Source organism: Leisingera sp. McT4-56 (genome assembly GCF_020514995.1).
GTDB classification, from domain to species: Bacteria; Pseudomonadota; Alphaproteobacteria; order Rhodobacterales; family Rhodobacteraceae; genus Leisingera; species Leisingera aquaemixtae_A.
Window position 1 is genome coordinate 69,863 of the sequence record NZ_JAJALF010000019.1, and the last position, 24,538, is coordinate 94,400.

Annotated in this window: 29 protein-coding genes; 22 read left to right on the plus strand and 7 right to left on the minus strand. The window is 63.2% G+C overall.

Annotated elements, in window-relative coordinates; translation table 11 throughout:
• The first annotated feature begins 70 nt into the window (after positions 1-70).
• The 9 genes from LHL23_RS18080 to rimM all read left to right on the plus strand — a co-directional run bounded on the left by LHL23_RS18080 (position 71) and on the right by rimM (position 6,359).
• Positions 71-598, plus strand: a complete 528-nt coding sequence (locus LHL23_RS18080) for a hypothetical protein (protein WP_226430967.1) — start codon at positions 71-73, stop codon at positions 596-598.
• Positions 599-763: 165 nt separating this feature from the next.
• Positions 764-2,284 (plus strand): signal recognition particle protein, encoded by a 1,521-nt coding sequence (gene ffh, locus LHL23_RS18085; protein WP_226430968.1) that lies wholly within the window; start codon positions 764-766, stop codon positions 2,282-2,284.
• A 2-nt stretch (positions 2,285-2,286) separates the two neighbouring features.
• Positions 2,287-2,838 carry a GNAT family N-acetyltransferase gene (locus tag LHL23_RS18090; RefSeq protein ID WP_226430969.1) on the plus strand — a complete coding sequence of 184 codons (552 nt, stop codon included), beginning with the start codon at positions 2,287-2,289 and terminating at the stop codon, positions 2,836-2,838.
• Between the two features lie 137 nt (positions 2,839-2,975).
• Complete coding sequence (locus LHL23_RS18095) at positions 2,976-3,542, plus strand: GNAT family N-acetyltransferase (protein WP_226430970.1); 567 nt, start codon at positions 2,976-2,978, stop codon at positions 3,540-3,542.
• 61 nt (positions 3,543-3,603) lie between these two features.
• Positions 3,604-4,206, plus strand: coding sequence for a GNAT family N-acetyltransferase (locus LHL23_RS18100; RefSeq protein WP_222481468.1), 603 nt, complete (start codon positions 3,604-3,606; stop codon positions 4,204-4,206).
• 114 nt (positions 4,207-4,320) lie between these two features.
• Positions 4,321-4,629: a chorismate mutase gene (locus LHL23_RS18105; protein WP_222481466.1), complete on the plus strand. Its 309-nt coding sequence runs from the start codon at positions 4,321-4,323 to the stop codon at positions 4,627-4,629.
• A 61-nt stretch (positions 4,630-4,690) separates the two neighbouring features.
• On the plus strand, positions 4,691-5,059 hold the full coding sequence (rpsP, locus tag LHL23_RS18110) for a 30S ribosomal protein S16 (RefSeq protein ID WP_019296654.1): 369 nt from the start codon (positions 4,691-4,693) through the stop codon (positions 5,057-5,059).
• A gap of 4 nt (positions 5,060-5,063) precedes the next feature.
• On the plus strand, positions 5,064-5,702 hold the full coding sequence (bluB, locus tag LHL23_RS18115) for a 5,6-dimethylbenzimidazole synthase (RefSeq protein ID WP_226430971.1): 639 nt from the start codon (positions 5,064-5,066) through the stop codon (positions 5,700-5,702).
• Positions 5,703-5,855: 153 nt separating this feature from the next.
• Positions 5,856-6,359: a ribosome maturation factor RimM gene (rimM, locus tag LHL23_RS18120; RefSeq protein ID WP_222481461.1), complete on the plus strand. Its 504-nt coding sequence runs from the start codon at positions 5,856-5,858 to the stop codon at positions 6,357-6,359.
• A 9-nt stretch (positions 6,360-6,368) separates the two neighbouring features.
• Here the strand turns inward: rimM and LHL23_RS18125 are convergent, their stop codons facing one another.
• Complete coding sequence (locus LHL23_RS18125) at positions 6,369-7,361, minus strand: phosphotransferase (protein ID WP_226430972.1); 993 nt, start codon at positions 7,359-7,361, stop codon at positions 6,369-6,371.
• Between the two features lie 107 nt (positions 7,362-7,468).
• On the opposite strand from LHL23_RS18125, the gene trmD reads away from it, so the two are divergent.
• Both trmD and LHL23_RS18135 read left to right on the plus strand, forming a co-directional pair.
• Positions 7,469-8,275: a tRNA (guanosine(37)-N1)-methyltransferase TrmD gene (gene trmD, locus LHL23_RS18130; RefSeq protein WP_226430973.1), complete on the plus strand. Its 807-nt coding sequence runs from the start codon at positions 7,469-7,471 to the stop codon at positions 8,273-8,275.
• Between the two features lie 107 nt (positions 8,276-8,382).
• Positions 8,383-8,718: a YegP family protein gene (locus LHL23_RS18135; RefSeq protein ID WP_226430974.1), complete on the plus strand. Its 336-nt coding sequence runs from the start codon at positions 8,383-8,385 to the stop codon at positions 8,716-8,718.
• A gap of 53 nt (positions 8,719-8,771) precedes the next feature.
• Here LHL23_RS18135 and LHL23_RS18140 read toward each other — a convergent pair whose 3' ends face one another.
• A complete protein-coding gene (locus LHL23_RS18140) occupies positions 8,772-9,557 on the minus strand; it encodes a mechanosensitive ion channel family protein (RefSeq protein WP_226430975.1) in 786 nt (261 codons plus the stop codon).
• Positions 9,558-9,918: 361 nt separating this feature from the next.
• Between LHL23_RS18140 and rplS the strand changes: the two genes are divergently transcribed.
• The 4 genes from rplS (at position 9,919) to LHL23_RS18160 (ending at position 13,627) form a co-directional block, all read left to right on the plus strand.
• The gene (gene rplS, locus LHL23_RS18145; RefSeq protein ID WP_019296661.1) at positions 9,919-10,293 is read left to right on the plus strand and encodes a 50S ribosomal protein L19; all 375 of its coding nucleotides are present in this window, start codon (positions 9,919-9,921) and stop codon (positions 10,291-10,293) included.
• An 11-nt stretch (positions 10,294-10,304) separates the two neighbouring features.
• Positions 10,305-10,526, plus strand: coding sequence for a 50S ribosomal protein L31 (gene rpmE, locus LHL23_RS18150; RefSeq protein ID WP_058286449.1), 222 nt, complete (start codon positions 10,305-10,307; stop codon positions 10,524-10,526).
• 114 nt (positions 10,527-10,640) lie between these two features.
• Positions 10,641-12,707: a DEAD/DEAH box helicase gene (locus LHL23_RS18155; RefSeq protein WP_226430976.1), complete on the plus strand. Its 2,067-nt coding sequence runs from the start codon at positions 10,641-10,643 to the stop codon at positions 12,705-12,707.
• Between the two features lie 110 nt (positions 12,708-12,817).
• Complete coding sequence (locus LHL23_RS18160; RefSeq protein WP_222481451.1) at positions 12,818-13,627, plus strand: division plane positioning ATPase MipZ; 810 nt, start codon at positions 12,818-12,820, stop codon at positions 13,625-13,627.
• A gap of 18 nt (positions 13,628-13,645) precedes the next feature.
• Here the strand turns inward: LHL23_RS18160 and LHL23_RS18165 are convergent, their stop codons facing one another.
• Both LHL23_RS18165 and LHL23_RS18170 read right to left on the minus strand, forming a co-directional pair.
• Positions 13,646-14,878 (minus strand): adenylate/guanylate cyclase domain-containing protein, encoded by a 1,233-nt coding sequence (locus LHL23_RS18165; protein ID WP_226430977.1) that lies wholly within the window; start codon positions 14,876-14,878, stop codon positions 13,646-13,648.
• A gap of 51 nt (positions 14,879-14,929) precedes the next feature.
• Positions 14,930-15,370: a MarR family winged helix-turn-helix transcriptional regulator gene (locus LHL23_RS18170; protein ID WP_226430978.1), complete on the minus strand. Its 441-nt coding sequence runs from the start codon at positions 15,368-15,370 to the stop codon at positions 14,930-14,932.
• A 71-nt stretch (positions 15,371-15,441) separates the two neighbouring features.
• Here LHL23_RS18170 and hmgA point away from each other — a divergent pair, with 71 nt between their 5' ends.
• The 7 genes from hmgA (at position 15,442) to maiA (ending at position 22,326) form a co-directional block, all read left to right on the plus strand.
• Positions 15,442-16,797 carry a homogentisate 1,2-dioxygenase gene (gene hmgA, locus LHL23_RS18175; protein WP_226430979.1) on the plus strand — a complete coding sequence of 452 codons (1,356 nt, stop codon included), beginning with the start codon at positions 15,442-15,444 and terminating at the stop codon, positions 16,795-16,797.
• Between the two features lie 105 nt (positions 16,798-16,902).
• Positions 16,903-18,159, plus strand: coding sequence for a fumarylacetoacetase (fahA, locus tag LHL23_RS18180; RefSeq protein WP_226430980.1), 1,257 nt, complete (start codon positions 16,903-16,905; stop codon positions 18,157-18,159).
• 11 nt (positions 18,160-18,170) lie between these two features.
• Complete coding sequence (locus LHL23_RS18185; RefSeq protein ID WP_226430981.1) at positions 18,171-19,121, plus strand: MBL fold metallo-hydrolase; 951 nt, start codon at positions 18,171-18,173, stop codon at positions 19,119-19,121.
• Positions 19,122-19,262: 141 nt separating this feature from the next.
• Entirely contained in the window at positions 19,263-20,873 is a 1,611-nt protein-coding gene (locus LHL23_RS18190) for an FAD-dependent oxidoreductase (RefSeq protein ID WP_222481440.1), read from the plus strand.
• 5 nt (positions 20,874-20,878) lie between these two features.
• Complete coding sequence (locus LHL23_RS18195) at positions 20,879-21,094, plus strand: DUF2783 domain-containing protein (RefSeq protein ID WP_222481438.1); 216 nt, start codon at positions 20,879-20,881, stop codon at positions 21,092-21,094.
• A complete protein-coding gene (locus LHL23_RS18200; RefSeq protein WP_222481436.1) occupies positions 21,091-21,633 on the plus strand; it encodes a VOC family protein in 543 nt (180 codons plus the stop codon). The genes LHL23_RS18195 and LHL23_RS18200 overlap by 4 nt, the downstream gene beginning before the upstream one ends.
• A gap of 60 nt (positions 21,634-21,693) precedes the next feature.
• A complete protein-coding gene (maiA, locus tag LHL23_RS18205; protein ID WP_226430982.1) occupies positions 21,694-22,326 on the plus strand; it encodes a maleylacetoacetate isomerase in 633 nt (210 codons plus the stop codon).
• Between the two features lie 9 nt (positions 22,327-22,335).
• On the opposite strand, the gene LHL23_RS18210 is transcribed toward maiA, so the two are convergent.
• The 3 genes from LHL23_RS18210 to LHL23_RS18220 are packed head-to-tail and all read right to left on the minus strand — an operon-like array spanning position 22,336 to position 24,537.
• Entirely contained in the window at positions 22,336-22,704 is a 369-nt protein-coding gene (locus LHL23_RS18210; RefSeq protein WP_226430983.1) for a phosphate acetyltransferase, read from the minus strand.
• Positions 22,698-23,054, minus strand: a complete 357-nt coding sequence (locus LHL23_RS18215) for a MaoC/PaaZ C-terminal domain-containing protein (RefSeq protein WP_226430984.1) — start codon at positions 23,052-23,054, stop codon at positions 22,698-22,700. Before LHL23_RS18215 ends, LHL23_RS18210 begins: the two co-directional genes overlap by 7 nt.
• Positions 23,047-24,537, minus strand: a complete 1,491-nt coding sequence (locus LHL23_RS18220; RefSeq protein ID WP_226430985.1) for a class I adenylate-forming enzyme family protein — start codon at positions 24,535-24,537, stop codon at positions 23,047-23,049. Before LHL23_RS18220 ends, LHL23_RS18215 begins: the two co-directional genes overlap by 8 nt.
• Position 24,538 lies beyond the last annotated feature (1 nt).

Genomic DNA, 24,538 nt, shown 5'->3' on the forward strand with positions numbered 1-24,538 from the left:
GCGCATGGTTTTGACGTTTCGGGCGCCACTTTCCCCTCCTCCCGGAACTTCCCCAAGGTAAGCTGGCCTCATGAAAATCACCCGCAACACGCCTGAGCAGCTGATACTGTCCGACACCCCCTGGCTGATCGGCATCATGCTTGTCCTATTCATTCTGGCCTTTGCCGGCGCCGGTATTGGCATGCTCAGCCAGGGCGGCGACCTGATCCTGCCCGGGCTCATCTTCGCCCTTGTTGGCGGCGGCATGGGGGCGCTGGCTTTCTGCCTGTTCGTGCGCCGGGTGCAGGTGATCCTCGACCGGCCCGGCGGCAGCATCCTGATCCGGCGCCAGTCGGTGTTCGGCTACAGCCGGGTGGAGCACCGCCTTGCCGACCTGTCCCATGCCGAAGTGGAAAGCACCACCAGCCGCAGCGAGGGCCGCACCCGCACGCTCTTCCGCCCCGTCCTGGTGCTGGACGGCGGCATGAGCGCCGGCCGCCACCCGGTGGTCGAGGCCTACACCAGCGGCCGCGGCCCGCAGCGCCTGAGTGATGCAATCAACGCATGGCTCCCCGCCGCCGGCCCCGCAAAGGTTGACTCCCGCGGCCATTCCGCGTAGGGCCTGCCCAAACATCCGGGAGTCCTTGAGTCTTCCGGTCCCTGCCCGTGCCAGGGATCGCCCCCCACCAGCGTGTTACGCCCGTGGGGGCATTTGCGCATGGATCGCTTGTCCCCTACATACGGGGGCGCCACACGTTGAAACCGGCATTAGGAGGCCGCAGGCATGTTTGAAAATCTATCCGAACGCCTTTCCGGCGTCTTTGACCGGCTCACCAAGCAAGGCGCCCTCAACGAGGAGGACGTCAAATCCGCCCTGCGCGAAGTCCGCGTCGCCCTGCTTGAGGCCGACGTCTCGCTGCCGGTTGCCCGCGACTTCATCAAGAAAGTGCAGGAGCAGGCCACAGGCCAGGCGGTCACCAAATCGGTGACCCCGGGCCAGCAGGTGGTGAAGATCGTGCACGACGCGCTGGTCGACGTGCTGCGCGGCGACGAAGACCCCGGCAAGCTCAAGGTCGACAACCCGCCCGCGCCCGTCCTGATGGTCGGCCTGCAGGGCTCAGGCAAGACCACCACCACCGGCAAGCTGGCGAAGCGGCTGAAGGAGAAAGAGGGCAAGAAGGTCCTGATGGCCTCACTCGACGTCTACCGCCCGGCGGCGATGGACCAGCTGGCGGTGCTGGGCGTCCAGATCGGCGTCGACACCCTGCCGATCGTGCCGGGCCAGAAACCCGTCGACATCGCCAAGCGCGCCAAGCAGCAGGCGACCTTGGGCGGCTACGACGTCTACATGCTGGACACCGCCGGCCGCCTGCACATCGACGAGACCCTGATGCAGGAGGTCGAGGACGTCCGCAATGTGGTCTCCCCGCGCGAGACCCTCTTGGTGGTCGATGGCCTGACCGGCCAGGTCGCCGTTGAGGTGGCCGAGGAGTTCGACGCCAAGATCGGCATCAGCGGCGTGGTGCTGACCCGGATGGACGGCGACGGCCGCGGCGGTGCCGCCCTGTCGATGCGCGCGGTCACCGGCAAGCCGATCCGCTTTGTCGGCCTGGGCGAGAAGATGGACGCGCTGGAGACCTTCGAGGCGGACCGGATCGCCGGCCGCATCCTCGGCATGGGCGACATCGTGGCGCTGGTCGAGAAGGCTCAGGAAACCATCGAGGCCGAACAGGCCGAGAAGATGATGAAGCGCATGATGAAGGGTCAGTTCAACATGAACGACCTGAAGATGCAGCTTGAACAGATGCTCCAGATGGGCGGCATGGAGGGCATGATGCAGATGATGCCCGGCATGGGGAAAATGGCCAAGCAGGTGCAGGACGCGGGCATGGACGACAAGGTGCTGAAGCGCCAGATCGCCATGATCCAGTCGATGACCAAGAAGGAACGCGCCAACCCCGCCCTGCTGCAGGCCTCCCGCAAGAAACGCATCGCGGCCGGTTCCGGCATGGAGGTCTCCGACCTCAACAAGCTTCTGAAGATGCACCGGCAGATGGCCGATGTGATGAAGAAGATGGGCAAGATGGGCAAAGGCAAGATGCTGAAGCAGGCCATGAAGGGCATGTTCGGCAAGGGCGGCATGCCGGATATGGGCGGCATGGACCCCAGCCAGATGGACCCCAAGGCGCTGGAAGCAGCGGCAAAGGCAATGGGCGGCAAAGGCGGCATGCCCGGCGGCCTCCCCGGCCTCGGCGGCGGCATGGGCCTGCCCGCAGGCCTCAGCGGTTTTGGCAAGAAGAAGTAAGCATGCAGATCCCCGCCATCCCTCAGCTTGAAACCGAACGCCTGGTCCTGCGCGGACCGGAGGCGGCGGACTTCGGGCCGGTGGCAGCGTTCTTCGCGGATGAGGCGCGCTCCTGGGGGTTTGGCGGTCCGCTCGACCGCAACGAGGCCTGGCGCTGGTTCACCATGTCGGTGGGCCACTGGGCGATGCGCGGTTTCGGATTCTGGACCATCACCTGCAAGGAAACAGGCGCGGCGCTTGGCATCACCGGCATCTGGCAGCCCGAAGGCTGGCCGGAGCCGGAACTGGGCTGGGTCGCGTTCCCGGCAGGCGAAGGCCGCGGCATCATGGCCGAGGCCGCACTGGCAGCCCGTACCCACGCCTACGAGGTCATGGGCCTGCCGGCGCTTTGCTCCAATATCTTTCCGGGCAACACCCGATCGGTGGCCCTGGCTGAACGTTTGGGCGCGGTTTTCGAGGCGGAGTTCGACAATCCCAAACACGGGCGCGAGCTGGTCTACCGCCACCCTGCCCCGGTTGCGCCCTGCGACGGCGGGATGGAGGCCTACGCATGACCTGCCATCAGTTCCGCGCGGACCGGACCGCCGCAAGCCGCCGTTTAACGGAAAATTACGCAGTCTCCTCGATACTCCTTCACCGGATGGGTGAAAAAGATGCCGGGCGGCCCGCCTCCCGGGTAAAGGGGTATGAAATGAACGACGCGCAAAGGCCGTATCCGCGGCTTGCCTCCAAGCGCCTCATGCTGGTGTCGCCGGCCGATCCGGAATTTGACGCCAATGCAGCCTTTCTGACGCCGGGCACGCCGCGCTTCATTGATGCGGCAAACGATCCGGACTCGCTGTGGTGGTCTATTGCAACCATCATCGGCCACTGGCATCTGCACGGCTACGGCCTGTTTGCGGTTGTGGAACGCAGCACCGGCCAGACCGTCGGGCTGGTCGGCCCCTGGTTCCCCCAGGGCTGGCCGGAACCGGAACTGTCCTGGCACCTGATGGAAAGCGGACAGGGCAAGGGCTATGCCAGCGAAGCGGCGCAATGCGTGCTGGACTGGCTGTTCTCCGAGGCCGGCTGGGACAGCATTGTCTCTTATGTGCCAGAGGAAAACGACGCCTCCGTCGCCTTGGCCCGCCGCGTCGGCGCGCATCCTGAGCGGCTGGTTTCCTTCCGCCTGCAGCCCGCGCCCAACATCCGGGCCTGGCGCCACATGCCCTCGTCCCGCATGTCCGCTCCCGGCGCTGCACAGGGGCTGCTGCACTGATGTGCCTGCTTGCTGTCATATCCCGGCCTTGCCGCGCCCTTCTGCTGGGAGGAGCGCGCTGATGCCGTTTGACATCCCGGTCATCGAAACCCGCCGCCTGGTGCTGCGCGGCCCTGAGCCGCAGGACTATCCTGACTTCAAGGCCACGTTCAGCTCCTACCGCTCGCGTTTTATGGGCGGGCCGCTGAACCCCTACGAGGCTTGGATGCTCTATGCCGCCGAGATCGGCCACTGGCAGGTGCGCGGCTTCGGCATGTGGATGATCCACGACAAGGACAGCGGCGAGACCTACGGCATGGCCGGCGGCTGGCAGCCCGCGGGCTGGCCGGAGCGCGAGATCGCCTGGATCATCTGGCCCGGCGCGGCCGGCAAGGGCTATGCGCTGGAGGCGGCCCATGCCGCCCGCCAGCATTTCTATTCAAAACTGGGCTGGGAGACGGCGGTCAGCTATATCGACCCCAAGAATCTCGACTCGATCCGGCTCGCGGAGCGGCTCGGCGCCAGGAAAGACCACGGTGCCGCCACCATTGACGGCAATGATGCCGTCTACCGCCATCCCGCACCGGACGCCCTGAAGGACAGCCAGATTGCGCATGGGATCGAAATGGAAATCAGCCACTACGCTGATCCGCTCTTCAAGCCGGAGGGCTGGGCGATTGACTGATCTGCGTGCGGATACCCTCTTGCTGCGCGGCGGCGGTGCACCGGCGGTGCACGGCTGGTGCACGCGCGGCACCCCCTTGACGGCACCCCGGCCTGCTGCGTTGCGGAGACCCCGATGACAACAGATACCCAAGACCCCGTTGCCCGCGCAGCCCAGCTGCTGAAGGGCCACCGCGAAAGCATCGACCGTCTGGATGCGATCCTCGTCTATACTCTGGGCGAGCGGTTCAAGCACACCCAGGCGGTGGGCCGGCTCAAGGCCGAACACGACCTTCCCCCGTCCGATCCCACCCGCGAAGCGGCGCAGATCGCACGGCTCGAAGACCTGGCGCAGCAGGCCGACCTGGACCCTGAATTCGCCAAGGCATTTTTGAACTTCATCATCGATGAAGTCATCCGCCACCACAAGAAACACCAAGAATAACAACAAACAACAGGAACAACCGGGGCATACCCCGGACAACGCCATCAAAGGAGATGTACCCATGGCAATGAAAATCCGTCTGGCCCGCGGCGGCTCTAAAAAGCGTCCCTTCTACCGCATCGTGGCTGCCGACAGCCGCATGCCGCGCGACGGCCGCTTCATCGAGAAGCTGGGCACCTACAACCCGCTGCTGCCGAAAGATTCGGAAGACCGCGTGAAAATGGACCTGGAGCGCGTGCAGCACTGGCTGGACCAGGGCGCGCAGCCGACCGACCGTATCGCCCGCATGCTGGAAGCCGCAGGCGTCCGCGCCAAGGCCGAGCGCAGCAACCCGAAAAAAGGCACCCCGGGCAAGAAAGCCCAGGAACGCGCCGAAGAGAAAGCTGCAAAGGCTGCTGAAGCTGCCGAAGCAGCTGCAGACGCGGAATAATTCCGTGGAGCTGCGGGGCGCTTTTCCCGAAGAGTTCCGCAGCCAGCTTGATCTGCTGATGCGGCTCCGGCGCGACGTGCGCCGGTTCCGCAGCGATCCGGTGGAGGAGGCAGTGCTGATGCGCTGCCTCTCTGCTATTCCGCTCGCGCCTTCGGTGGGCCTAAGCGAACCCTGGCGCATCCTGCGGGTGGAAAGCGACACCGCCCGCGCCGCTGCGCTGAAGAATTTCGAAGCCGCCAATGCCCAGGCGCTGACCGGATACTCCGGTGAAAAGGCCGAACGCTATGCGGAACTGAAGCTGTCCGGCATGCGCGAAGCCCCCGTGCAACTCGCCTTCTATTGCGACGACGAGACCGCCCAAGGCCACGGCTTGGGTGCCGCCACCATGCCGGAGATGCGCCGCTATTCGGTGGTCACCGCCATCACCCTGTTCTGGCTGGCGCTGCGCGCCGAAGGCCTCGGGCTGGGCTGGGTTTCGGTGCTGGATCCGGAGCAGCTGAACCGCGACCTCAATGCGCCCGCAGGCTGGCAGCTGATCGGCTATTTCTGCATCGGCTACCCGGAGCGGCTGTCGGACACGCCCGAACTGGAAGAAACCGGCTGGGAAAGCCGGATGGCGGACCTGCCGCTTGAAACCCGCTGAGGCCCGTCATGGGACGGTTGATAAGGCTTGTGTTTTTTGTTGCAGTGGCCTTTACCGCGGGCATCTTCTTTGAACGCAACCACCAAGTGGAACTCTGCGAACAATCCGGCGGCCAATGGCTGCGCGCGGGGTTCTGTGCAAAGGACTGACACGATGAGCGATCTGATCTGCGTAGGCGCCATTTCCGGATCCTTCGGGGTGCGCGGCGAGGTGCGGCTCAAGAGTTTCTGTGCGGTCCCGGAAGAGATTGAGGATTACTCGCCGCTCAGCAATGAGGACGGGTCCAAGACCTACTCCCTGACCATCACCCGCCCGATCAAGAACGGCTTTGCCGCGCTGCTCGGCGGTATTGAGACCAAGGAAGAAGCCGACGCCATCAAGGGCCTGCGCCTGTTTGCCCGCCGCGATCAGCTGCCGCAGCTGCCGGATGACGAGTTCTACCACGCCGATCTGATCGGGCTGGAAGTCTATGACACTGGCGGCACCCTGCTGGGCACGGTGAAATCGGTGCAGAACCACGGCGCCTCGGATCTCTTGGAAATCCACGGCCCAGGTCTGAAGGCCACGGTGCTGCTGCCCTTCACCCTGGAGGCGGTGCCGACCGTCGACCTGACCCAGGGCCGCATCGTCGCCGACCCGCCCGAAGGGCTGTTCTGAGGCGGCAGGTCAGCCAGCCTCATCTGCCAGCAGCGCATCCAGAACCCTGACAGCCGACGCGGCCACCCGTGCGGTCTTTAAGTGCTGTTCTGGCGGCTTGCGCCCCAGGCTGCTCCAAAGCCTGAACAGGCGCCAAGCGAAGAAGAACTGAAAAATGGGGTCATTCACCAGCTCTTCACCGTAGCCCTCTTCAAAAGCCTCCCAATCCGCTTGAGCAACCAGTCCGAATCCAGGCGTGCGCCCGTCCGAAGCCAAATGATCAGGGCAATTTGACAGCCATATGTCGGCTATGTCGCGCTGCGGAAAAACGCCATCATGGTTCGAAAAGTCGATAAAGCAGATCCCTGCATCCGACATCAGGATATTGCGCAGGTGCAAATCCCCATGCTCCAAGGCGCCGCGGAAAGAGTGCCCGCGCGCGCGCCGTCCCGTCCTGTGCAAGTGGGCGCAAAGCCCCAAGAACCTGTTGGGCTTGGGTATCGGCAATCGCCCTCCACGCACGGCTTGCGCCCGGTTTGAAACCTTAGTCAAAAACGGTTTCGGCCAAAATTGCCTGTCACCTACGCCGGACACCTTATGAAATTCAGCCACAGCATTCCCAATCCGCTGAAGAACCTGGCTCCTGGCGCCCAACCCGTAGTCCGTCAATGCCAGCTCACGGAAAGCCGTATCGCCCGGTACAAATTCCATCAGGACAAAAGGCCGGTCAGGGTCCCGCCACAATACCGCCGGAGAAGACACGCCCGGCACCGGCTTCAGGCTGGCTGCCGCCTTTTGTTGGCGGTCGACGAATCTGTTCAGCCGAAGTGGATTTGTATCCTCGAAATCAGCCCGCAGGACAAACTTTCGCCCGTCTTCAATTCCGACTTCCAATACACAGCGTCGATGCTCCAGCCGACGGTTGACCTGCATCCTGCGAAATACGGCCCGAGTTTCGGGCAAACCGGTTTCAGAAGCAATACGTGGCCACAGAGCCTGAGTGCGGGCCTGCACCAAGTCCATTGCAGCATACGCATCGCCGCTGGCTGCTGCAGGCGGCCTTTCTGAATTCATCCAAACACCAAAGCTTTGTATTGCGTGAAATTCTGACTGAACTAAACAGCATCATTATGACAGCACCAAGCAAATCTCATGGCCGCAAGGCTATCCGCCCCACCCTGAAACCGCGCGAGCTGATGACGCCGACGCCGGATCTGGCGGGTGTGTGGAAGGCCAAGATCATCACCCTGTTTCCCGCAGCCTTTCCCGGCATTCTGGGCGAAAGCCTGACCGGCAAGGCGCTGCAGGAGGGCCTGTGGCAGCTGGAAACCACGGATCTGCGCGAGTTCGGCATTGGCAAGCACCGCAACGTGGACGACACGCCTGCGGGCGGCGGCGCCGGCATGGTGCTGCGCGCCGATGTGCTGGGCGAAGCGATCGAGCACACGATGGCGGACACCCGCGGCAACTGGCCGCTGGTCTACCTGACCCCGCGCGGGCGGCCGATGAACCAGCAGATGATGCAGACCTTTGCCCGGTGCGACGGCATCACCCTCTTGTGCGGGCGGTTTGAGGGCGTCGATGAACGGGTGCTTGAGCATTACGGCATCCAGGAAGTCTCGCTCGGGGATTTCGTGATGACCGGTGGCGAGCTGGCAGCGCAGGCGCTTATCGATGCCACCGTCCGCCTGATCCCCGGGGTGCTGGGCAACCAGGCCTCGACCGAGGAGGAGAGCTTTTCCTCGGGCCTCTTGGAGCACCCGCAATACACCCGCCCTGCCGAGTGGAAGGGCCGGGAAATCCCGGAAGTGCTGATGTCCGGCCATCACGGCAAGATCGCCGAGTGGCGGCACGAGATGAGCGAAGAGATCACCAAGGCCCGCCGCCCGGACCTGTGGGAAGCCTACTGCCGCTCCAAGGATAGCAGCAAAGACTGACTCAAGTGACGCGGCTGGCTGGCTTTTCCCCGGCCGGAAGCCGTTGCCGCAATGCCGAACCCGTGTTTTACTCCTCCTGCATAAGTTAAATGACAGGAGACAGCAGGGTGGCTGGGAAATTTGAACTCTACACCGACAATGCAGGCGAATTCCGCTTCCGCCTGAAGGCAGGCAACGGCGAGAATATTCTGGCAAGCGAAGGCTACAAGCAGAAGTCCAGCGCCGAGAACGGCATCGAGTCCGTGCGCAAGAACGCTGGCGACGATGCGCGCTATGAGCGCAAGGAGACCTCCTCCGGCAAGCATATGTTCAACCTCAAGGCCGCCAACGGCCAGGTGATCGGCACCTCGCAAAGCTATGCCAGCGCTTCCGGCCGCGATGGCGGCATCGAGTCGGTCAAGAAGAACGCTCCGGAAGCGGCGCTGGACGACCAGACCGGCTAAGCGTTCAGGTCAGGGAAGCGAAGGCCCTGCAGGCTGCTTGCAAAGGGGCGTGATCAGGCCTTCTTCCCACCAAGGTTCTCACCGTCCGGTTGCCGCTCTGCCAGCGCATCCGCAATCCGGCGCGGCTTCGGGTTGGATCCGTCCGGCCGCGCAGGCCATCCTTCGCGGTGCCGGCTGCGGTCGCCATCGGTTTCCTCGGTCTGATCGAGAAACAGCACCACCTGGGTCGGATAGGGCATGTCGATTCCGTTTCTGTCCAGCTCCTTGTAAACGGTCTCGACCACCCGAGAGAATGTGTGCACAACGCTTGCCCGGTCTGATTTTGTCCACCAGCGCAGCCGGAAATTGTTGCCGCTGTCCGCAATGGACCACGGCAGCGCCTCCGGTTCCGGATCATCCAGCACCCCCTCGCAAGATTTCGCTGCCTTCAGCATGATTTCTTTCGCATCATCCCAGCTGTCACTGCAGCCGATCTGCACGTCATATTGGGAGCGGCGCTGTTCAAACGCCGTATTGACCGTAACCGCGTCGGTGTAGATGTCCGAATTGGGAATGACCACATGGCGGCCATCGCAGGTCTTGATCAGTGTCGCCCGCGTTTCGATCCGTTCAACGGCCCCCTCATGGCCGCCCGAAACGACCAGGTCGCCGACCGAAAATGGCTGCCGCAGCAGGATCAGGATGCCCGCCAGCAAGTTTTGCAGTATGTCCTTGAACGCAAAACCGATGGCAATGGAACCGATCCCAGACCCGCGAACAGATCCGCAGGTGTGATGGATTGGGCAACAACGGTTATTGCCAGCATGACACCGGCACTCAGCACTGCCCACTTGATCCATCTGCCATACTCCGGAACTCCGCTCTTGCAAAACGCGCGGCGGCCCTGCAAGTTCCCGGCATCCGCACTCGCGGCCCGTGCCCCTGGGCTTTTCTGCCGCTTCTTTTGCTTGATCGGCGAGGCATTCCGGCCTATACGTCCGCCGGTCTGGATTCGCATTTGCGGCTCCGGGCCGCTGGCTGTTGGATCACTCCACCTGAAAATCTTCTTCGGTTTTCCCCGGGATCTGCCTGCCAGCTGCAAGGAACAGACGGCGTGATCTCTGGCGGGCTGCCTTTGGCGGGACCCGGTGAAGACCAGGAGCTCTCATGACGGCACAAACCTCTGCGGAGTGAACCGCAGGCAGATTTAGGAGAGTTGCGATGGACCTGATCGCACAGCTGGAGGCGGAACAGATCGCCGCCCTGGGGAAAGAGATCCCCGACTTCAAAGCCGGTGACACCATCCGTGTCGGCTACAAGGTGACCGAAGGCTCGCGTTCGCGCGTGCAGATGTACGAAGGCGTTTGCATCAGCCGCAAGAACGGCTCGGGCATTGCCGGTTCGTTCACCGTCCGCAAGATTTCGTTCGGCGAAGGCGTGGAGCGTGTGTTCCCGCTGTTCTCGACCAACATCGACTCGATCGAAGTGGTGCGCCGCGGCCGCGTCCGCCGCGCCAAGCTGTACTACCTGCGCGCCCGCCGCGGTAAGTCGGCCCGTATCGCAGAAGATGCGAACTACAAGCCCAAGAAAGCCTGAGGAGCGGTATCATGAAAAAAGACACCCATCCCGATTACCACTTCATCGACGTCAAAATGACCGACGGCACCATCCTCAAGATGCGCTCCACCTGGGGCTCCGAGGGTGATCAGCTGGCCCTGGACATCGACCCGACCGTGCACCCGGCCTGGACCGGCGGCACCTCGCGCCTGCTGGACGCCGGCGGCCGCGTGTCCAAGTTCAAGAAAAAATACGAAGGCCTGGGCTTCTAAGCCGCCTGCCGTATTTTGCAGAACTCCCGAAGGCTGCCCCGGACGGGCAGCCTTCTTTCTTTTTCTTCTGACGCTGGGGCCGGATGCGCGCCCCGCGGGAAAGACAGCCCCCTCGTGAAACAAGCCCTGGCCAACGCACTGCAAGAGCGCGGATATGAAACCCTGACCCAAGTGCAGGAGGCTGTGACCCAGCCGGAGGTGGCAGGGCGCGACCTGCTGGTGTCTGCACAGACCGGATCGGGCAAGACCGTCGGCTTTGGCCTGGCTTTGGCCCAGGATCTGCTGGGTGACGATGAGGCGTTTGGCGAAGCCGCGGCGCCGCTGGCGCTGGTGATTGCCCCCACTCGCGAACTGGCGCTGCAGGTGAAACACGAACTGGGCTGGCTCTACCGCGGCGCGGGTGCACGGATTGCCTCCTGCGTCGGCGGCATGGACATGCGTGATGAGCGCCGGACCCTGGAACGCGGCGCCCATATTGTGGCGGCCACTCCGGGCCGTCTGCGCGACCATATCGCGCGCGGCTCCATCGATCTGAGCCAGGTGCGCGGCGTGGTACTGGACGAGGCCGACGAGATGCTGGACCTCGGCTTCCGCGAGGATCTGGAGTTTATCCTGGGCGAAGCGCCCGAAGACCGCCGCACCCTGCTGTTCTCTGCCACCGTGCCGCCGGCAATCGCCAGCCTGGCTGAGACCTTCCAGCGCGATGCGATGCGGATCAAGACCGCGGGCGAGACCAAGCAGCACGCGGATATCGAGTACCGCCTGATGAGCGTGGCGCAAGCAGACGCGGAAAACGCCATCATCAACGTGCTGCGCTACTATGAGGCGCCGAGCTCCATCGTCTTTGCCAACACCCGCGCTGCCGTGAACCGTCTGGCGGCGCGTCTGACCAACCGCGGCCTGCCGGTGGTGACACTGTCCGGTGAGCTGAGCCAAACCGAACGCAGCCACGCGCTGCAGGCGATGCGCGACGGGCGCGCACGGGTTTGCGTGGCCACCGATGTGGCGGCCCGCGGCATTGACCTGCCGGGGCTGGAACTGGTGGTCCATGCTGAGCTGCCCTCGAACCATGAAACTCTGCTGCACCGTTCCGGCCGCACCGGCCGCGCGGGCCGCAAGGGTGTCAGCGCGCTGATTGCTCCGCCGAAAGCCCGCGCCAAAGCTCTGCGCCTACTGAAATGGGCCAAGCTGACCGCCGAGCATTGCGAAGCGCCCTCTGCCGATGACGTGCTAGCGCGTGACGAAGAGCGCATGCTGGCCGATCCGGTCTGGCAGGAGCCGGTTGCCGAAAACGAGCAGGCAGGCGTTCAGACCCTGCTGGACACATTCACACCCGAACAGATTGCCGCAACCTATCTGCGGCTGTTCCGCAGCCGCCACTCGGCACCAGAAGACCTGCGCCCGGCGGACACCCCGGAGCCGCGCAAGGAGCGTAAGGAACGCAAAGCCTTCGGCCCCTCTGTCTGGTTCTCCCTGTCCGGCGGCCGTGAGGCCGGTGCCGATCCGCGCAAGGTGCTGCCGATGCTGTGCAAGGCCGGCAATATCGACCGCGACGCCATCGGCGCGATCCGGGTGCAGGACAACGAAACCTTTGCCGAAATCAGCGAAGGCGCCGTTGAGGGCTTCCTGAAGGCGCTGGATGGCAAGACAGAGCTGGAGCCGGGTGCGGTGCTGACGCAGCTGGCTGAGGCGCCCGAATTGGCCCCCGCCCCGCGCCGCGGACCCGGTGGGCCGAAAGGCGGCTTCAAAGGCGACCGCAAGCCCAAGCCGCACCGCGGCAAGGACGACGCCCCGAAGCCCTACCGCGCCAAGGAAGAAAGCCCCAAGCCTTATCGCGCCAAATCCGAGCGCTCCGAGGACAGCCGTCCGCCGCGCAAGGAGTGGAAGGACAAACCCGCCCGGGAAGAGCGGCGCGAGCCGCGCAGCGACACCCGCCCCAGCAAGCCCAAACCGGCTGTGACCGCCAAGCCCAAAGGCGCATCGGATCCGTCCAAACGCATGACCCGGCCCGGCGCGCCCGCGGCCAAGCCGTTCAAGGCGAAAGGCCCCAAACCGCCGGTCGGCAAGCCCAACAGCAAGAAGAACAAGGCGCGTGCGGCAGCGGCGCTGACTGCAAAGGGCGGCAAGGGCGGCGACGCCCGCCCCAAGCGCAAGCCGGCGGGTCCTGCAAAACACAGATGATACACTAAGTTTACCAGCCTGCGCACGCCGCTTTTCTTGGCGGAATCCAGAGCCTATACAGGACCCAAAGCGAAAGACGTGCAAGAAAGCACGAGCGAAGGGACCTGTACATGGCGCATATCATTGTCGTCGGCAACGAGAAGGGCGGCGCGGGCAAATCGACTGTTTCCATGCACGTCGCAACCACCCTGGCCCGGCTGGGCCATAAGGTAGCGGCGCTGGATCTGGACCTGCGGCAGCGCTCGATGGGGCGTTACCTTGAGAACCGCAAGGAATTCTGCGCCAAATCCGGCCTCGAATTGCCGATGGTGGAAATCCACGAGCTGCCGGAGATCGATCCGGCCAGCCTGCAGCCGGGCGAAAACATCTATGACCACCGCCTGTCTGCGGCGGTTTCGGCGCTGGAGCCGGGCCATGATTTCATCCTGATCGACTGCCCCGGCTCGCACACGCGCCTCAGCCAGGTGGCGCATTCGCTGGCGGACACGCTGATCACGCCGCTGAATGACAGCTTTGTCGATTTCGACTTGCTGGCGCATGTGGACCAGAAGGGTGAGACCATCACCGGGCCGTCGGTCTACTCCGAGATGGTCTGGAATGCCCGCCAGCTACGGGCGCAGGCGGGATTGAAGCCGATCGACTGGATCGTGATCCGCAACCGGGTCGGCACTCAGCGCATGGTCAACAAGGAAAAGATGGAGCGCGCCATCAAGATGCTGTCCAAACGGATCGGCTTCCGCGTCGCCCCCGGATTTTCGGAACGGGTGATCTTCCGCGAGCTGTTCCCGCGCGGGCTGACTCTGCTGGATCTCAAGGACATTGGCGTCAAGCAACTGAACATCTCCAACATCGCCGCGCGGCAGGAACTGCGCGACATGATGAAAGAGGTGAACCTGCCGGGGGTCGAGGTCAGCATCTGACCCCGCCCCGGCAGCAGGTCAGCTGTCGCAGCCGCAGTTGCCGCGGTAAATCGTGTAGAGCTCCATCGGCTCTGCCACGCCGCGCAGCATGTAGCGGCCCAGGGACACCAGGTCATGATTGGTGCCCCGGGCCGCGGTTTTCACGTCTTCGGACATGATGATGTTCTGGCCGACAGAGCGGTGCATGCCGGCAATCCGGGCGGTCTGGTTCACCGCCTGACCGATCACAGTGAAATCCAGCCGGTTCTCCGCTCCGATATTGCCATAGAGAATGTCGCCTGCATGCAGCGCCAAGGTGAAGCCTGCAGTCGGCAGGCCCTGTTCTTCACGTTCAGTGTTATAGGCGCGCACCTTGCCGCACAGTTCGTTGGCGGCAGCCAGCGCTGCGTGGGCGTCTTCCTCGATGCTGCCCAGATTGAACATGGTCAGCATGCCATCCCCCATGAACTTGAGGATATTGCCGCCATGCGCCTGGATGGTTTCCACCGCCAGGCCGAAATAGCCGTTCAGCATCTCGATCAGCTCAGTCCCGGGCAGTTTCTCGGACAGCTGGGTGAATCCTTTGAGGTCGAACAGGCAGATCACAGCGCCGATCTGCTGCGAAGAGCCGCGCTGAATCTCACCGGACAGCACCCGGCGGCCGGCATCGCGGCCCAAATAGACCTGCAGCAGGTCACTGGCCATCTGCCGGTTGGAGGAGGATTTCAGCGCCAGCCCCAGGTGCGGCAGGGTGGTGCGGATCAGGTCAAGTTCACGGCTGGAGAACCCGCCGGGGCGGTCGGAAGCCCAGGAGACCAGCATCCCCTCACTGGGATGGCGCGGATCGTTGGGCTTGTCATCCGGCGGTGCAAAACGCACTCCCTTGGCGAAGTAGTCGGTCGCCCCGCGCTCACGCAGTTCCGGCAGCAAGGGGAACTGTTCCGGTGCGCCGTCTTCCAGCCGCTCACGGAACTCTTCCAGATTATGTTCGAGAATGTGGAAGAACGGGCTGCGCAGCCATTCCTCGCGCGGGGATTCGCGGTATTCGTAATGCTCATGACTGATGCCGTCAGCCCGGGTCCAGTTGAAGCCGATACCGCCGAACTTCGGGTGAAAGGCCCGCTGGGCGAGATGGAACCTCCACAGCGGCACCCCTGCATCCACTAGGCGCTGGCAATATCCCTGCAAAAGATCCTGCTGCGGCGCCCCGTACAGGCCCTGCTCCATCAGCCAGGCAATCAACGGCCCTGAATTGACATCAATCTGTATCATCGCATTACCTTCAATCCCGCTGCTTTATCTGGGGACTGGGCTGCACAATGTCTATGGTTCGATCCCTGCTAAATTGCGCAGCATATACCGCAAAATTGCAACCTCGCCGGTGGTGAACCGGGCGCAGATCCGGGTGTCGAACTCCAGCGCGTGCTCCCGCAGGTCCTTGTAGGCCGCTTCCCCGGCGGGCGTCAGCGCCAGATGCTCTGAGCGGCGGTCGTTTTCATCGCGGGTGCGGGTCACGAAACGCTTCTCTGCCAGCTTGGCCACGGCGCGGCTGATCTTGGTCTTGTGGATCTTGGCGCGGGCGCCGATCTCCTTGGCTGTCATCTGGCCGTAATTGCCCAGATGGAACAGCACCCGCCACTCGGTGCGCAGCATGCCATAGCGGTTCTTATAGTGTTTCTGGAACCCCAGCGAGCTTTCCTCGGCGGCGCGGTTCAGCAGATACGGCAGGAAATCCTGCAAAGCGAAATCATCTTTTTCGTCCATTTTCGTCCCCTTTCCCTTGTTAGTTACAAAAACAACTAATATCCCGCAAGCAGCAAGAGGAGAAACGCGCGATGAATCGGCCAGCCGATCCCCATAAAATGGTCCAGGCCCCCTCTCTTCAGGGGCCGCACGAGGGCTATATGCCCGGCTTTGCAAACGACTTTGAAACCGAGGCGCTGCCAGGTGCGCTGCCGCAGGGCATGAACAGCCCGCAGAAGTGCAACTATGGCCTTTACGGCGAACAGCTGAGCGGCACCGCCTTTACCGCCGACCCGCCGGAGCGGACCTGGTGCTACCGCATCCGCCCGTCGGTCAAGCACTCGCACCGCTATGAGAAGATCGACCTGCCGCATTGGAAATCGGCGCCCTGCGTCGATCCCGACGTGATCTCTCTGGGCCAGTACCGCTGGGACCCGGTGCCGCATAGCGATGAGGGGCTGACCTGGCTCACCGGCATGCGCACCATGACCACCGCAGGCGACGTGAATACCCAGGTCGGCATGGCAAGCCACATCTACCTGGTCACCGAGTCGATGGTGGACAGCTATTTCTTCTCGGCCGATTCCGAACTGCTGGTGGTGCCGCAGGAAGGCCGGCTGCGCTTTGCAACCGAGCTGGGCATCATCGACCTGGCACCGCAGGAGATCGCCATCATTCCGCGCGGGCTGGTGTACCGGGTCGAGGTTCTGGAAGGCCCCTGCCGCGGTTTTGTCTGCGAGAACTACGGCCAGAAGTTCGAACTGCCGGGCCGCGGCCCGATCGGCGCCAACTGCATGGCCAACCCGCGCGACTTCAAGGCGCCGGTGGCGGCGTTCGAGGACCGCGAGACGCCTTCGACCGTGACCATCAAATGGTGCGGCCAGTTCCATGAGACCAAGATCGGCCACTCGCCGCTGGATGTGGTCGCCTGGCACGGCAACTACGCGCCCTACAAATACGACCTGACCACCTATTGCCCGGTCGGAGCGATCCTGTTCGACCATCCGGACCCGTCGATCTTTACCGTGCTGACCGCACCGTCGGGAGTGCCGGGCACCGCCAACATCGACTTTGTGCTGTTCCGCGAGCGCTGGATGGTGGCCGAGAACACCTTCCGCCCGCCGTGGTACCACAAGAACATCATGTCGGAGCTGATGGGCAATATCTACGGCCAGTATGACGCCAAGCCGCAAGGGTTCGTGCCGGGCGGCATGTCCCTCCACAACATGATGCTGCCGCACGGGCCGGACAAGAACGCCTTTGAGGGGGCGTCGAACTCCAACCTCGGCCCGGAAAAGCTGGACAATACCATGTCCTTCATGTTCGAGACCCGCTTCCCGCAGCATCTGACCGCATTTGCAGCCAAGGACGCCCCGCTGCAGGATGATTACATCGACTGCTGGAGCGACATCGAGAAGAAGTTCGACGGCACGCCCGGCCTGAAATGAAACGGTGAGGGGGCGCTGCCCCCTCTGGGCCGGTCCGGCCCATTCACCCCCGGAGTATTTCCGGAAAGATGAAAAGGATCTTCGGATCCGGAAACTGGAGACACTATGCCTCTGCTGAAATCCTGGGTGGCCTCGGCCAATGATGCGAACCACCCGTTCCCGCTGAACAACCTGCCTTATGGCGTGTTTTCCGTTGAGGGAGACGATCCGCGCTGCGGTGTCGCCATCGGCGACATGATCCTGGACATGCAGGCAGCCGAAGAAGCCGGGCTGGTCCAGCTGGGCGATGCGCCGCTGTTCGACGTGCCCTATTGGAACGACCTTATGGAGGAAGGCCCGGCCGTCTGGGCCGCCCTGCGCGACCGTCTGACTGCGCTGCTGTCCGAGGGCGCTGCCGAGCAGGAGAAGGTGGAGCCTCTGCTGGTTGCCGCCGCGGATGCCGAGCTGCACATGCCCTTTGCCGTCAGCGAATACACCGACTTCTACGCCGGCAAAAACCATGCCTTTAACGTCGGCACCATGTTCCGCGGCCCCGAAAACGCGCTGCCGCCGAACTGGCTGCATATCCCGATCGGCTATAACGGCCGCGCGTCCTCTGTGGTGGTGTCCGGCACCGATGTGCGCCGCCCCTGGGGCCAGCTGAAAGGCCCGAATGACGACAAGCCGCGGTGGGCGCCCTGCGCACGCTTCGATATCGAGCTGGAAATGGGCGCCATTGTCGGCACCGCCTCAGACGGCCCGGTCTCCGTGCAGGAAGCGGATGACAACATCTTTGGCTACGTGCTGCTGAACGACTGGTCAGCGCGCGACATTCAGGCCTGGGAATACCAGCCGCTGGGGCCGTTCCAGGCCAAGGCAACCGCGACCTCGATCTCCCCCTGGATCGTCACCAAGCCGGCGCTGGAGCCGTTCCGCTGCGACACACCGGAGCGCGAGGTGGAGCTGCTGGACCACCTGAAGGACTGCGGCCCGATGCTCTATGACATCGATCTCGAGGTCACCATGGCACCGGAAGGCAAGGACGCGACCACTATCGCGCGGACCAACTACAAGGAAATGTACTACTCTGCCGCACAGCAGCTGGCGCATCACACCACTTCGGGCTGCCCGATGAACGCAGGCGACCTTCTGGGCTCCGGCACCATTTCCGGCCCGGTGAAGGAAAGCCGCGGCTCGCTGCTGGAACTGAGCTGGGGCGGCAAGGAGCCGCTGACGCTGGATACCGGCGAGGAGCGCTCCTTTATCGCCGATGGCGACACGCTGACCCTGAAGGGCGCGGCCAAGGGCGATGGCTACACAATCGGGTTCGGCGATTGCACCGGCACCGTCCTGCCCGCGCTTGAAAACCCCTACGCAAGATAAGGAAGACCACCATGGCAAAAGCTTTTGCGTCCCAAGGGGACCTGACCGAAAAGAAGATCACCTTTGATGAGATCGGCGAAGGGCTTTATGCCTTCACCGCCGAAGGCGACCCGAACTCCGGCGTTATCATCGGCGATGACAGCGTGATGATCGTCGAGGCGCAGGCCACCCCGCGGCTGGCGAACAAGGTGATCGAATGCGTCCGGTCCGTGACCGACAAGCCGATCACCCACGTGGTGCTGACCCACTACCACGCGGTGCGGGTGCTGGGTGCCTCCGCCTTCGGCGCGCAGAACATCATCATGTCGGACAAGGCGCGGGCGATGGTTGTCGAGCGCGGCCAGGAGGACTGGGACAGCGAGTTCCAGCGCTTCCCGCGCCTTTTCGAAGGCCATGAAAGCATCCCCGGGCTGACCTGGCCGACCACCACCTTCAGCGACTCGATGACGGTCTACCTGGGCAACCGCCGCGTCGACATCAAGCACGTGGGCCGCGCCCATACCGCCGGCGATGCCGTGATTCACGTGCCCGATCAGAACGTGATGTTCACCGGCGACATCGTCGAATACCACTCTGCCTGCTACTGCGGCGACGGGCATTTCGGCGACTGGGGCCGGACGCTGGACAACATCAGGGCCTATGACGTGGACGCCATCGCGCCGGGCCGCGGCGATGCGCTGGTGGGCAAGGAAATGGTCAACGCCGCCATCGAGAACACCCGCGATTTCGTCGAAAGCACCTACCGCCCGGCCGCCAAGGTCGCGGCCCGCAGCGGCACCCTGAAAGAGGCCTGGGACGCGGTGCGCGCCGAATGCGACCCGAAGTTTGCAGACTATGCGATCTACGAGCATTGCCTGCCTTTCAACGTTGCCCGCGCCTATGACGAAGCGCGCGGCATCGACACCCCCCGGATCTGGACCGCCCAGCGCGATCTGGAGATGTGGGAGGCCCTGCAGGGCTGATTTTTACAACCAGGGCGGTTTGATCCAGATCGTATCGCCCTGGCAGAACCTGTGAGACGCTAGACCATCCTCCCGGCGTGCCCAATGCCGGGAAACGGTGAAGCTGTGCCTGACGGCACCCGGATTTTGGGAGGAGACCTGATGAACAAGATTTTTGAAGTCCCTTTGTACCCCTACGCGCGCCATGCGGATCAGGATGCCCCTGCCCCCGTGCGCCGCAAGGTGGTGGTGATCGGCGCGGGCCCCATCGGCCTGGCTGCCGCCATTGACCTGGCGCAGCAGGGAACCGAGGTCGTGATCCTTGATGACAACGACAAGGTGAGCTTCGGCTCGCGCGCGATCTGCTTTGCCAAGCGGCCGCTGGAGATCCTTGACCGGCTGGGCTGCGGCCAGCCTATGGTCGACAAGGGCGTGCAGTGGAACGTCGGCAAGGTGTTCTTTGACGACCGTCAGGTCTATGAGTTCAACCTGCTGCCGGAAGAGGGCCACAAGCGCCCCGCCTTCATCAACCTGCAGCAGTACTATTTCGAGGAATACCTGGTGAACCGGGTCCGCGAGCTGCAGGAGCAGGGCGCGCCGATCGAGATCCGCGGCCGCAACAAGGTCTCGGCCATCGGCACCCACCCGCATCACGTCACGCTGGAAGTCGACACCCCTGAAGGGCCTTACAATCTGGAAGCCGAGTGGCTGATCGCCTGTGACGGCGCCGGTTCCCCCACCCGGCAGATGCTGGGTCTGGATTTCGTCGGCCGGGTGTTTGAGGACAACTTCCTGATCGCCGATGTGATCATGGAAGCGGACTTTCCCACCGAACGCTGGTTCTGGTTCGACCCGCCCTTCAACAAGGGCCAGTCGGCATTGCTGCACAAGCAGCCGGATGGCGTCTGGCGCATCGACCTGCAGCTGGGCTGGGACATCGACAAGGAGCGCGAAAAGCGCCCCGAGAACGTGATCCCGCGGCTGCAGGCAATGCTGGGCGAGGATGTGAAGTTCGAGCTGGAGTGGGTCTCGATCTACACGTTCCAGTGCCGCCGGATGGAGCAATTCCGCCATGGCCGGGTGCTCTTTGCGGGTGACGCCGCACATCAGGTCTCGCCCTTTGGCGCCCGCGGTGCCAACTCCGGCCTGCAGGACACCGACAACCTGTGCTGGAAACTGCAGCTGGTGATGGACGGCAAGGCGCCGGAAAGCCTGCTTGACAGCTATGATATCGAACGCATCCATGGCGCCGACGAGAACATCCTGAACTCTTCGCGCTCCACCGATTTCATCACGCCCAAGTCGGAGATGAGCCGGGTGCTGCGCGACGCGGTTCTGGACCTGTCCGAACAGTATGAATTCGCCCGCCCGCTGGTGAATTCCGGCCGTTTGTCGGTGCCCTGCACCTATGACGGCTCACCGCTGAATTCGGCAGACGCACTGGACGGGCCGGAACGCACCCGACCCGGTTCCTCCTGCCCCGACGCACCGCTTGGCGACGGGTTCCTGCTGGACAAGCTGGGGGATAAATTCGTCCTGCTGACCATCGACGCCGACGCCCCCGATGTGATCGAGGAAGAAGGTATCGAGGTCACCCGCCTGGCTCTGTCGATCAAGGATGACAAGACATTGGCGCTGCAGGAGCGCTACCTGGGCAAGCTTGAGAGCGGGGTCTACCTGATCCGCCCGGACCAGCATGTCGCCGCCCGCCGCCCCAGCTATGACGACAACCAGTTCCGGCACGCAATCCGCCGGGCCATCGGCAAGGAGTGATCAAGATGATTGAAGAAGACCTGATCCTGACCGCCAACCTCGAGCAGGCCGACGATTTCTACGCCGATCTCCTGGCCGCGCACGAGAACCTCAGCAAAGACGAAAGCGATGCGCTGAATGCACGCCTCGTGCTGGTGCTAGCCAACCACATTGGGAAACGCGCGATCCTGAAACAGGCGCTGGCGGCTGCCGCGCTGAAAACCGGGGAGGACTCCGCTTGAAAATCGAACAGATCCACCACGTCGCCTACCGCTGCAAGGACGCCAAGCAGACGGTAGAGTGGTACAACAAGATGCTGAACATGGATTTTGTCCTGGCAATTGCCGAGGACCATGTTCCCTCGACTCATGAGCCGGACCCCTACATGCATATCTTCATGGATGCAGGCAACGGCAACGTGCTGGCCTTCTTCGAGCTGCCGACCAAGCCGGAGATGGACCGCGACCGCAATACGCCCGTCTGGGTTCAGCACATCGCCTTCAAGGTGAAGGACCGCGATACCCTGATCCAGTTCAAGGAGCATCTGGAAGCCAATGGCGTCGAAGTGCTGGGTGTCACCGACCACTCGATCTTCCACTCGATCTATTTCTTCGATCCGAATGGCCACCGGGTGGAACTGGCCTGCCCGGATCCGGAGGAAGAGGCGCTGCTGCAAAAACTGGACGCGGTGAAGTGGGAGATGCTGGAGGAATGGTCCAAGACCAAGAAGGCCCCCAAACATGCCGAGTGGCTGCACGCCAAGGAATTGAACAAGACCTGAGTATGCACGGAACCTCGAGGGCAGCCTGGCGGGCTGCCTTCTCAGCACGGGAGGACGCCGATGGGCGGCGCGGTTCTATACGACTACTGGCGGTCATCGGCCAGCTACCGGCTGCGCATCGCGCTGAACCTGGCCGGTATTAACTACACCTCTGTCACCGTCGATCTGGTCAAGGGCGAACAAACGAGCCCGGAGCATCTGGCCCGCAACCCGCAAGGGTTTGTTCCGGTGCTGGAGATTGACGGCCTGCGCCTGACGCAGTCGCTGGCAATCCTCGACTATCTGGACGAAACGCGCAGCCTCGGGCTGCTGCCCAGGGCCCCCGGCCAGCGCGCCAGAGCGCGGGCGCTGGCGCATTCCGTAGCGGTAGATGTGCATCCGGTCTGCAACCTGCAGGTCGCCAAACACGCCACTGCCCTGAGCGGCGGTGCAAAAGACATGCCCAAAGCCTGGATGCAGCATTTCATCCGCCCCGGCCTGCAGGCGTTTGAAGCTCTGCTTGCTGGCTTCAGCCAAGAACCCTACTGCACCGGCGAAATACCCGGCTTGGCCGACATCTGCCTGATGCCGCAGCTCTACAATGCCCGCCGGTGGGAGGCGGATTTCTCAGACCTGCCGCGGATTTGCGCGGTGGAAGCGGCCTGCGCCGACCACCCGGCCTTTGCTGCCGCGTATCCTGCTCAGGACAGCTGACAAGGCGGTTTAGTCTTTGAAGGCTCCCGCGACATCCCTGGCTTTGACCAGACTGCGCCCTTCGCAGATCACAGTGCCATCCGGTGCCGTGCAGGAGGCCCAGAGGTCCACAAGATGCTTCTCCGGGCGCAGCCGTGTTATTTCCACCTTGGCCTCCAATTCGGTGTCCAGCGGCGCGGGCGCTTTGAACGCAAGATCCTGCTTCAGGTAGTTGGTCCCCGATCCCGGCAATTCCACCCCAAGAAGATACGAGAACAGGGCCGCGATCAGCGGCTCCGGCACGCTTTCAGCGCTTGCGCCGCTCAGCGAGGCATAGGCCGCAAGATTTTCCCGGGTGTAACTGCGCGATATCCGCGCCGATTGTCCAACGCTCAGCATGTGATCTCTGCCTCTCCAACCAGGCATTCCGCCCCATCCGCAACCCGAATAACGGACATCTTCAATCGGCCGGGCGCCTGTTCCGCAATCCGCAAGCTGAGTTCCTCTCCCGCAAATGCGGGGTTCGGGAACATCAGGCTCTGACTGACCTGCGCTATTGCGCCGTTATGCCGTTTGAGCATTCCCCAAAGCTTGGAATAGATCAGCATCCCGTGGCTCACCGTGCGTCCAAAGGCCGTCGAAGCGCAGAACCCGGGATCCACATGGATCGCATTGTCATCGCCGGACACGTCCGCAAAGGCGTCGAACTCTGTTTGGGTCGGGGTCCAGTATTCCTGAAGGTCAATCATCGCTGAAGGCCTCGCGCAGCTTGGGTTTGCATATCTTGCCTGCTGCCGTGCGCGGGAAATCGTCAACGATCCTCACATGCGCAGGCACCTTGTACCCGGCAAGCCGCTCCCGGCACCACGGGCGCAAGGTTTCGGATGCAAGGGTGTGATCCGGTCGCAGCATCACAAAGGCCGCCCCCGCTTCGCCCCATTTTTGGTCCGGCACCCCAATGACAGCAGCTTCCAGAACAGCAGGGTGCCCGTTCAGCACCCGTTCCACTTCAGCCGGATAGACGTTCTCACCACCCGAGATGAACATGTCCTTGATCCGGTCTACGATGTAGTAGTAGCCCTCCGCATCGCGCCGGGCGACGTCGCCGGTGGCAAGCCAGCCGTCTTCGGTGAAAGCTTGTTCCGTAGCGCCCGGATTGCCGAAATACCCTGGGGTGACACCGGGTCCGCGAAGCTGCAGCTCTCCCGCACCTTCAGCACCTTCCGCCACGCCGGCCAGTCGCACCTCAACGAGGCTTTGCGGCTTACCGACAGAGCCGATTTTCTCTGCCGCATGGGCCGGGTCCATCAGGAAAACGGTTGGGCCGGTTTCGGTCATCCCCATGCCGTTCAGCACATTGGCGCCCATTGAGGCGAAGAAGCGTATCAGCGGCTCGGGCAGCGGCGCCCCGCCGCAGCCGCAGCGGATCGCCGACCAATCCAGATCCCCCATGCCCGGTGTCAGCGACAGGGCCTGATAGACCGCCGGCACGCCGAAAAACTGGTTAATCCGCCCGGATGCCAAGAGCCGCTGCACCGCTTCCGCCTCAAACTTCGGAAGAATGGACGAGCTGCCGCCGGTCAGGAAAACCGGCAAAGTGTATAAGTTGATGCCCGCAGTGTGAAACAACGGAAGAAAACACACCGCCCGGTCCGTTGAGGCAATATCTATGGCCTGCCCGATGTTTATAGCATTGGCCCAGGCCATGCGTGCGGTTTGCATGACCGCCTTGGGCAAGCCGGTGGTGCCGGAAGTGAACAGCAGGTACCAGGGCCGTTCCGCAGGCACAGGGGCCTTCAGAGCAGGGCCGCCGTCTCTGATCCATCCGGCGAGATCTTCCTCGATTGTCAGGACCGGCGCACCGGCGTCCGTAGAGACCTGGCGGGCTGTGGCCTGAAATTCCGCGTCGGCCAGCAGCAGCGAGATGCCAACCTGATCCAGGGTTTCCACCAGCTCCGGCGCCGGCTGGCGCCAGTTCAGCGGGCACAGAATGATCCCAGTTTTCTGGCACGCAAACAGGGCAATGAAAAACTCCGCCCGGTTCTGGCAGAGGATGGCAACACGATCACCTTCTGACAGGTTCCGCTTTCTGAACCCCGCAGCGACGGCATTCGCCGCATCATTGACCTGGGCAAAGTTCCAGTCGCGCCCGGTCAGGGTATCATGAAAAGCCAAGGCATCAGGCGCCACTTCCGCCCGTTTTGCAGCCATATCCGGGATCAAATCAAACATC

Bases quoted from the DNA above. Each gene is read 5' to 3' on its own strand.
- LHL23_RS18080 (WP_226430967.1), top strand. From the start codon at position 71: ATGAAAATCACCCGCAACACGCCTGAGCAGCTGATACTGTCCGACACC.
- ffh (WP_226430968.1), top strand. From the start codon at position 764: ATGTTTGAAAATCTATCCGAACGCCTTTCCGGCGTCTTTGACCGGCTC.
- LHL23_RS18090 (WP_226430969.1), top strand. From the start codon at position 2,287: ATGCAGATCCCCGCCATCCCTCAGCTTGAAACCGAACGCCTGGTCCTG.
- LHL23_RS18095 (WP_226430970.1), top strand. From the start codon at position 2,976: ATGAACGACGCGCAAAGGCCGTATCCGCGGCTTGCCTCCAAGCGCCTC.
- LHL23_RS18100 (WP_222481468.1), top strand. From the start codon at position 3,604: ATGCCGTTTGACATCCCGGTCATCGAAACCCGCCGCCTGGTGCTGCGC.
- LHL23_RS18105 (WP_222481466.1), top strand. From the start codon at position 4,321: ATGACAACAGATACCCAAGACCCCGTTGCCCGCGCAGCCCAGCTGCTG.
- rpsP (WP_019296654.1), top strand. From the start codon at position 4,691: ATGGCAATGAAAATCCGTCTGGCCCGCGGCGGCTCTAAAAAGCGTCCC.
- rimM (WP_222481461.1), top strand. From the start codon at position 5,856: ATGAGCGATCTGATCTGCGTAGGCGCCATTTCCGGATCCTTCGGGGTG.
- LHL23_RS18125 (WP_226430972.1), bottom strand. From the start codon at position 7,361: ATGGACTTGGTGCAGGCCCGCACTCAGGCTCTGTGGCCACGTATTGCT.
- trmD (WP_226430973.1), top strand. From the start codon at position 7,469: ATGACAGCACCAAGCAAATCTCATGGCCGCAAGGCTATCCGCCCCACC.
- LHL23_RS18140 (WP_226430975.1), bottom strand. From the start codon at position 9,557: ATGGATCAAGTGGGCAGTGCTGAGTGCCGGTGTCATGCTGGCAATAAC.
- rplS (WP_019296661.1), top strand. From the start codon at position 9,919: ATGGACCTGATCGCACAGCTGGAGGCGGAACAGATCGCCGCCCTGGGG.
- rpmE (WP_058286449.1), top strand. From the start codon at position 10,305: ATGAAAAAAGACACCCATCCCGATTACCACTTCATCGACGTCAAAATG.
- LHL23_RS18160 (WP_222481451.1), top strand. From the start codon at position 12,818: ATGGCGCATATCATTGTCGTCGGCAACGAGAAGGGCGGCGCGGGCAAA.
- LHL23_RS18165 (WP_226430977.1), bottom strand. From the start codon at position 14,878: ATGATACAGATTGATGTCAATTCAGGGCCGTTGATTGCCTGGCTGATG.
- LHL23_RS18170 (WP_226430978.1), bottom strand. From the start codon at position 15,370: ATGGACGAAAAAGATGATTTCGCTTTGCAGGATTTCCTGCCGTATCTG.
- hmgA (WP_226430979.1), top strand. From the start codon at position 15,442: ATGAATCGGCCAGCCGATCCCCATAAAATGGTCCAGGCCCCCTCTCTT.
- fahA (WP_226430980.1), top strand. From the start codon at position 16,903: ATGCCTCTGCTGAAATCCTGGGTGGCCTCGGCCAATGATGCGAACCAC.
- LHL23_RS18185 (WP_226430981.1), top strand. From the start codon at position 18,171: ATGGCAAAAGCTTTTGCGTCCCAAGGGGACCTGACCGAAAAGAAGATC.
- LHL23_RS18190 (WP_222481440.1), top strand. From the start codon at position 19,263: ATGAACAAGATTTTTGAAGTCCCTTTGTACCCCTACGCGCGCCATGCG.
- LHL23_RS18195 (WP_222481438.1), top strand. From the start codon at position 20,879: ATGATTGAAGAAGACCTGATCCTGACCGCCAACCTCGAGCAGGCCGAC.
- maiA (WP_226430982.1), top strand. From the start codon at position 21,694: ATGGGCGGCGCGGTTCTATACGACTACTGGCGGTCATCGGCCAGCTAC.
- LHL23_RS18210 (WP_226430983.1), bottom strand. From the start codon at position 22,704: ATGCTGAGCGTTGGACAATCGGCGCGGATATCGCGCAGTTACACCCGG.
- LHL23_RS18215 (WP_226430984.1), bottom strand. From the start codon at position 23,054: ATGATTGACCTTCAGGAATACTGGACCCCGACCCAAACAGAGTTCGAC.
- LHL23_RS18220 (WP_226430985.1), bottom strand. From the start codon at position 24,537: ATGTTTGATTTGATCCCGGATATGGCTGCAAAACGGGCGGAAGTGGCG.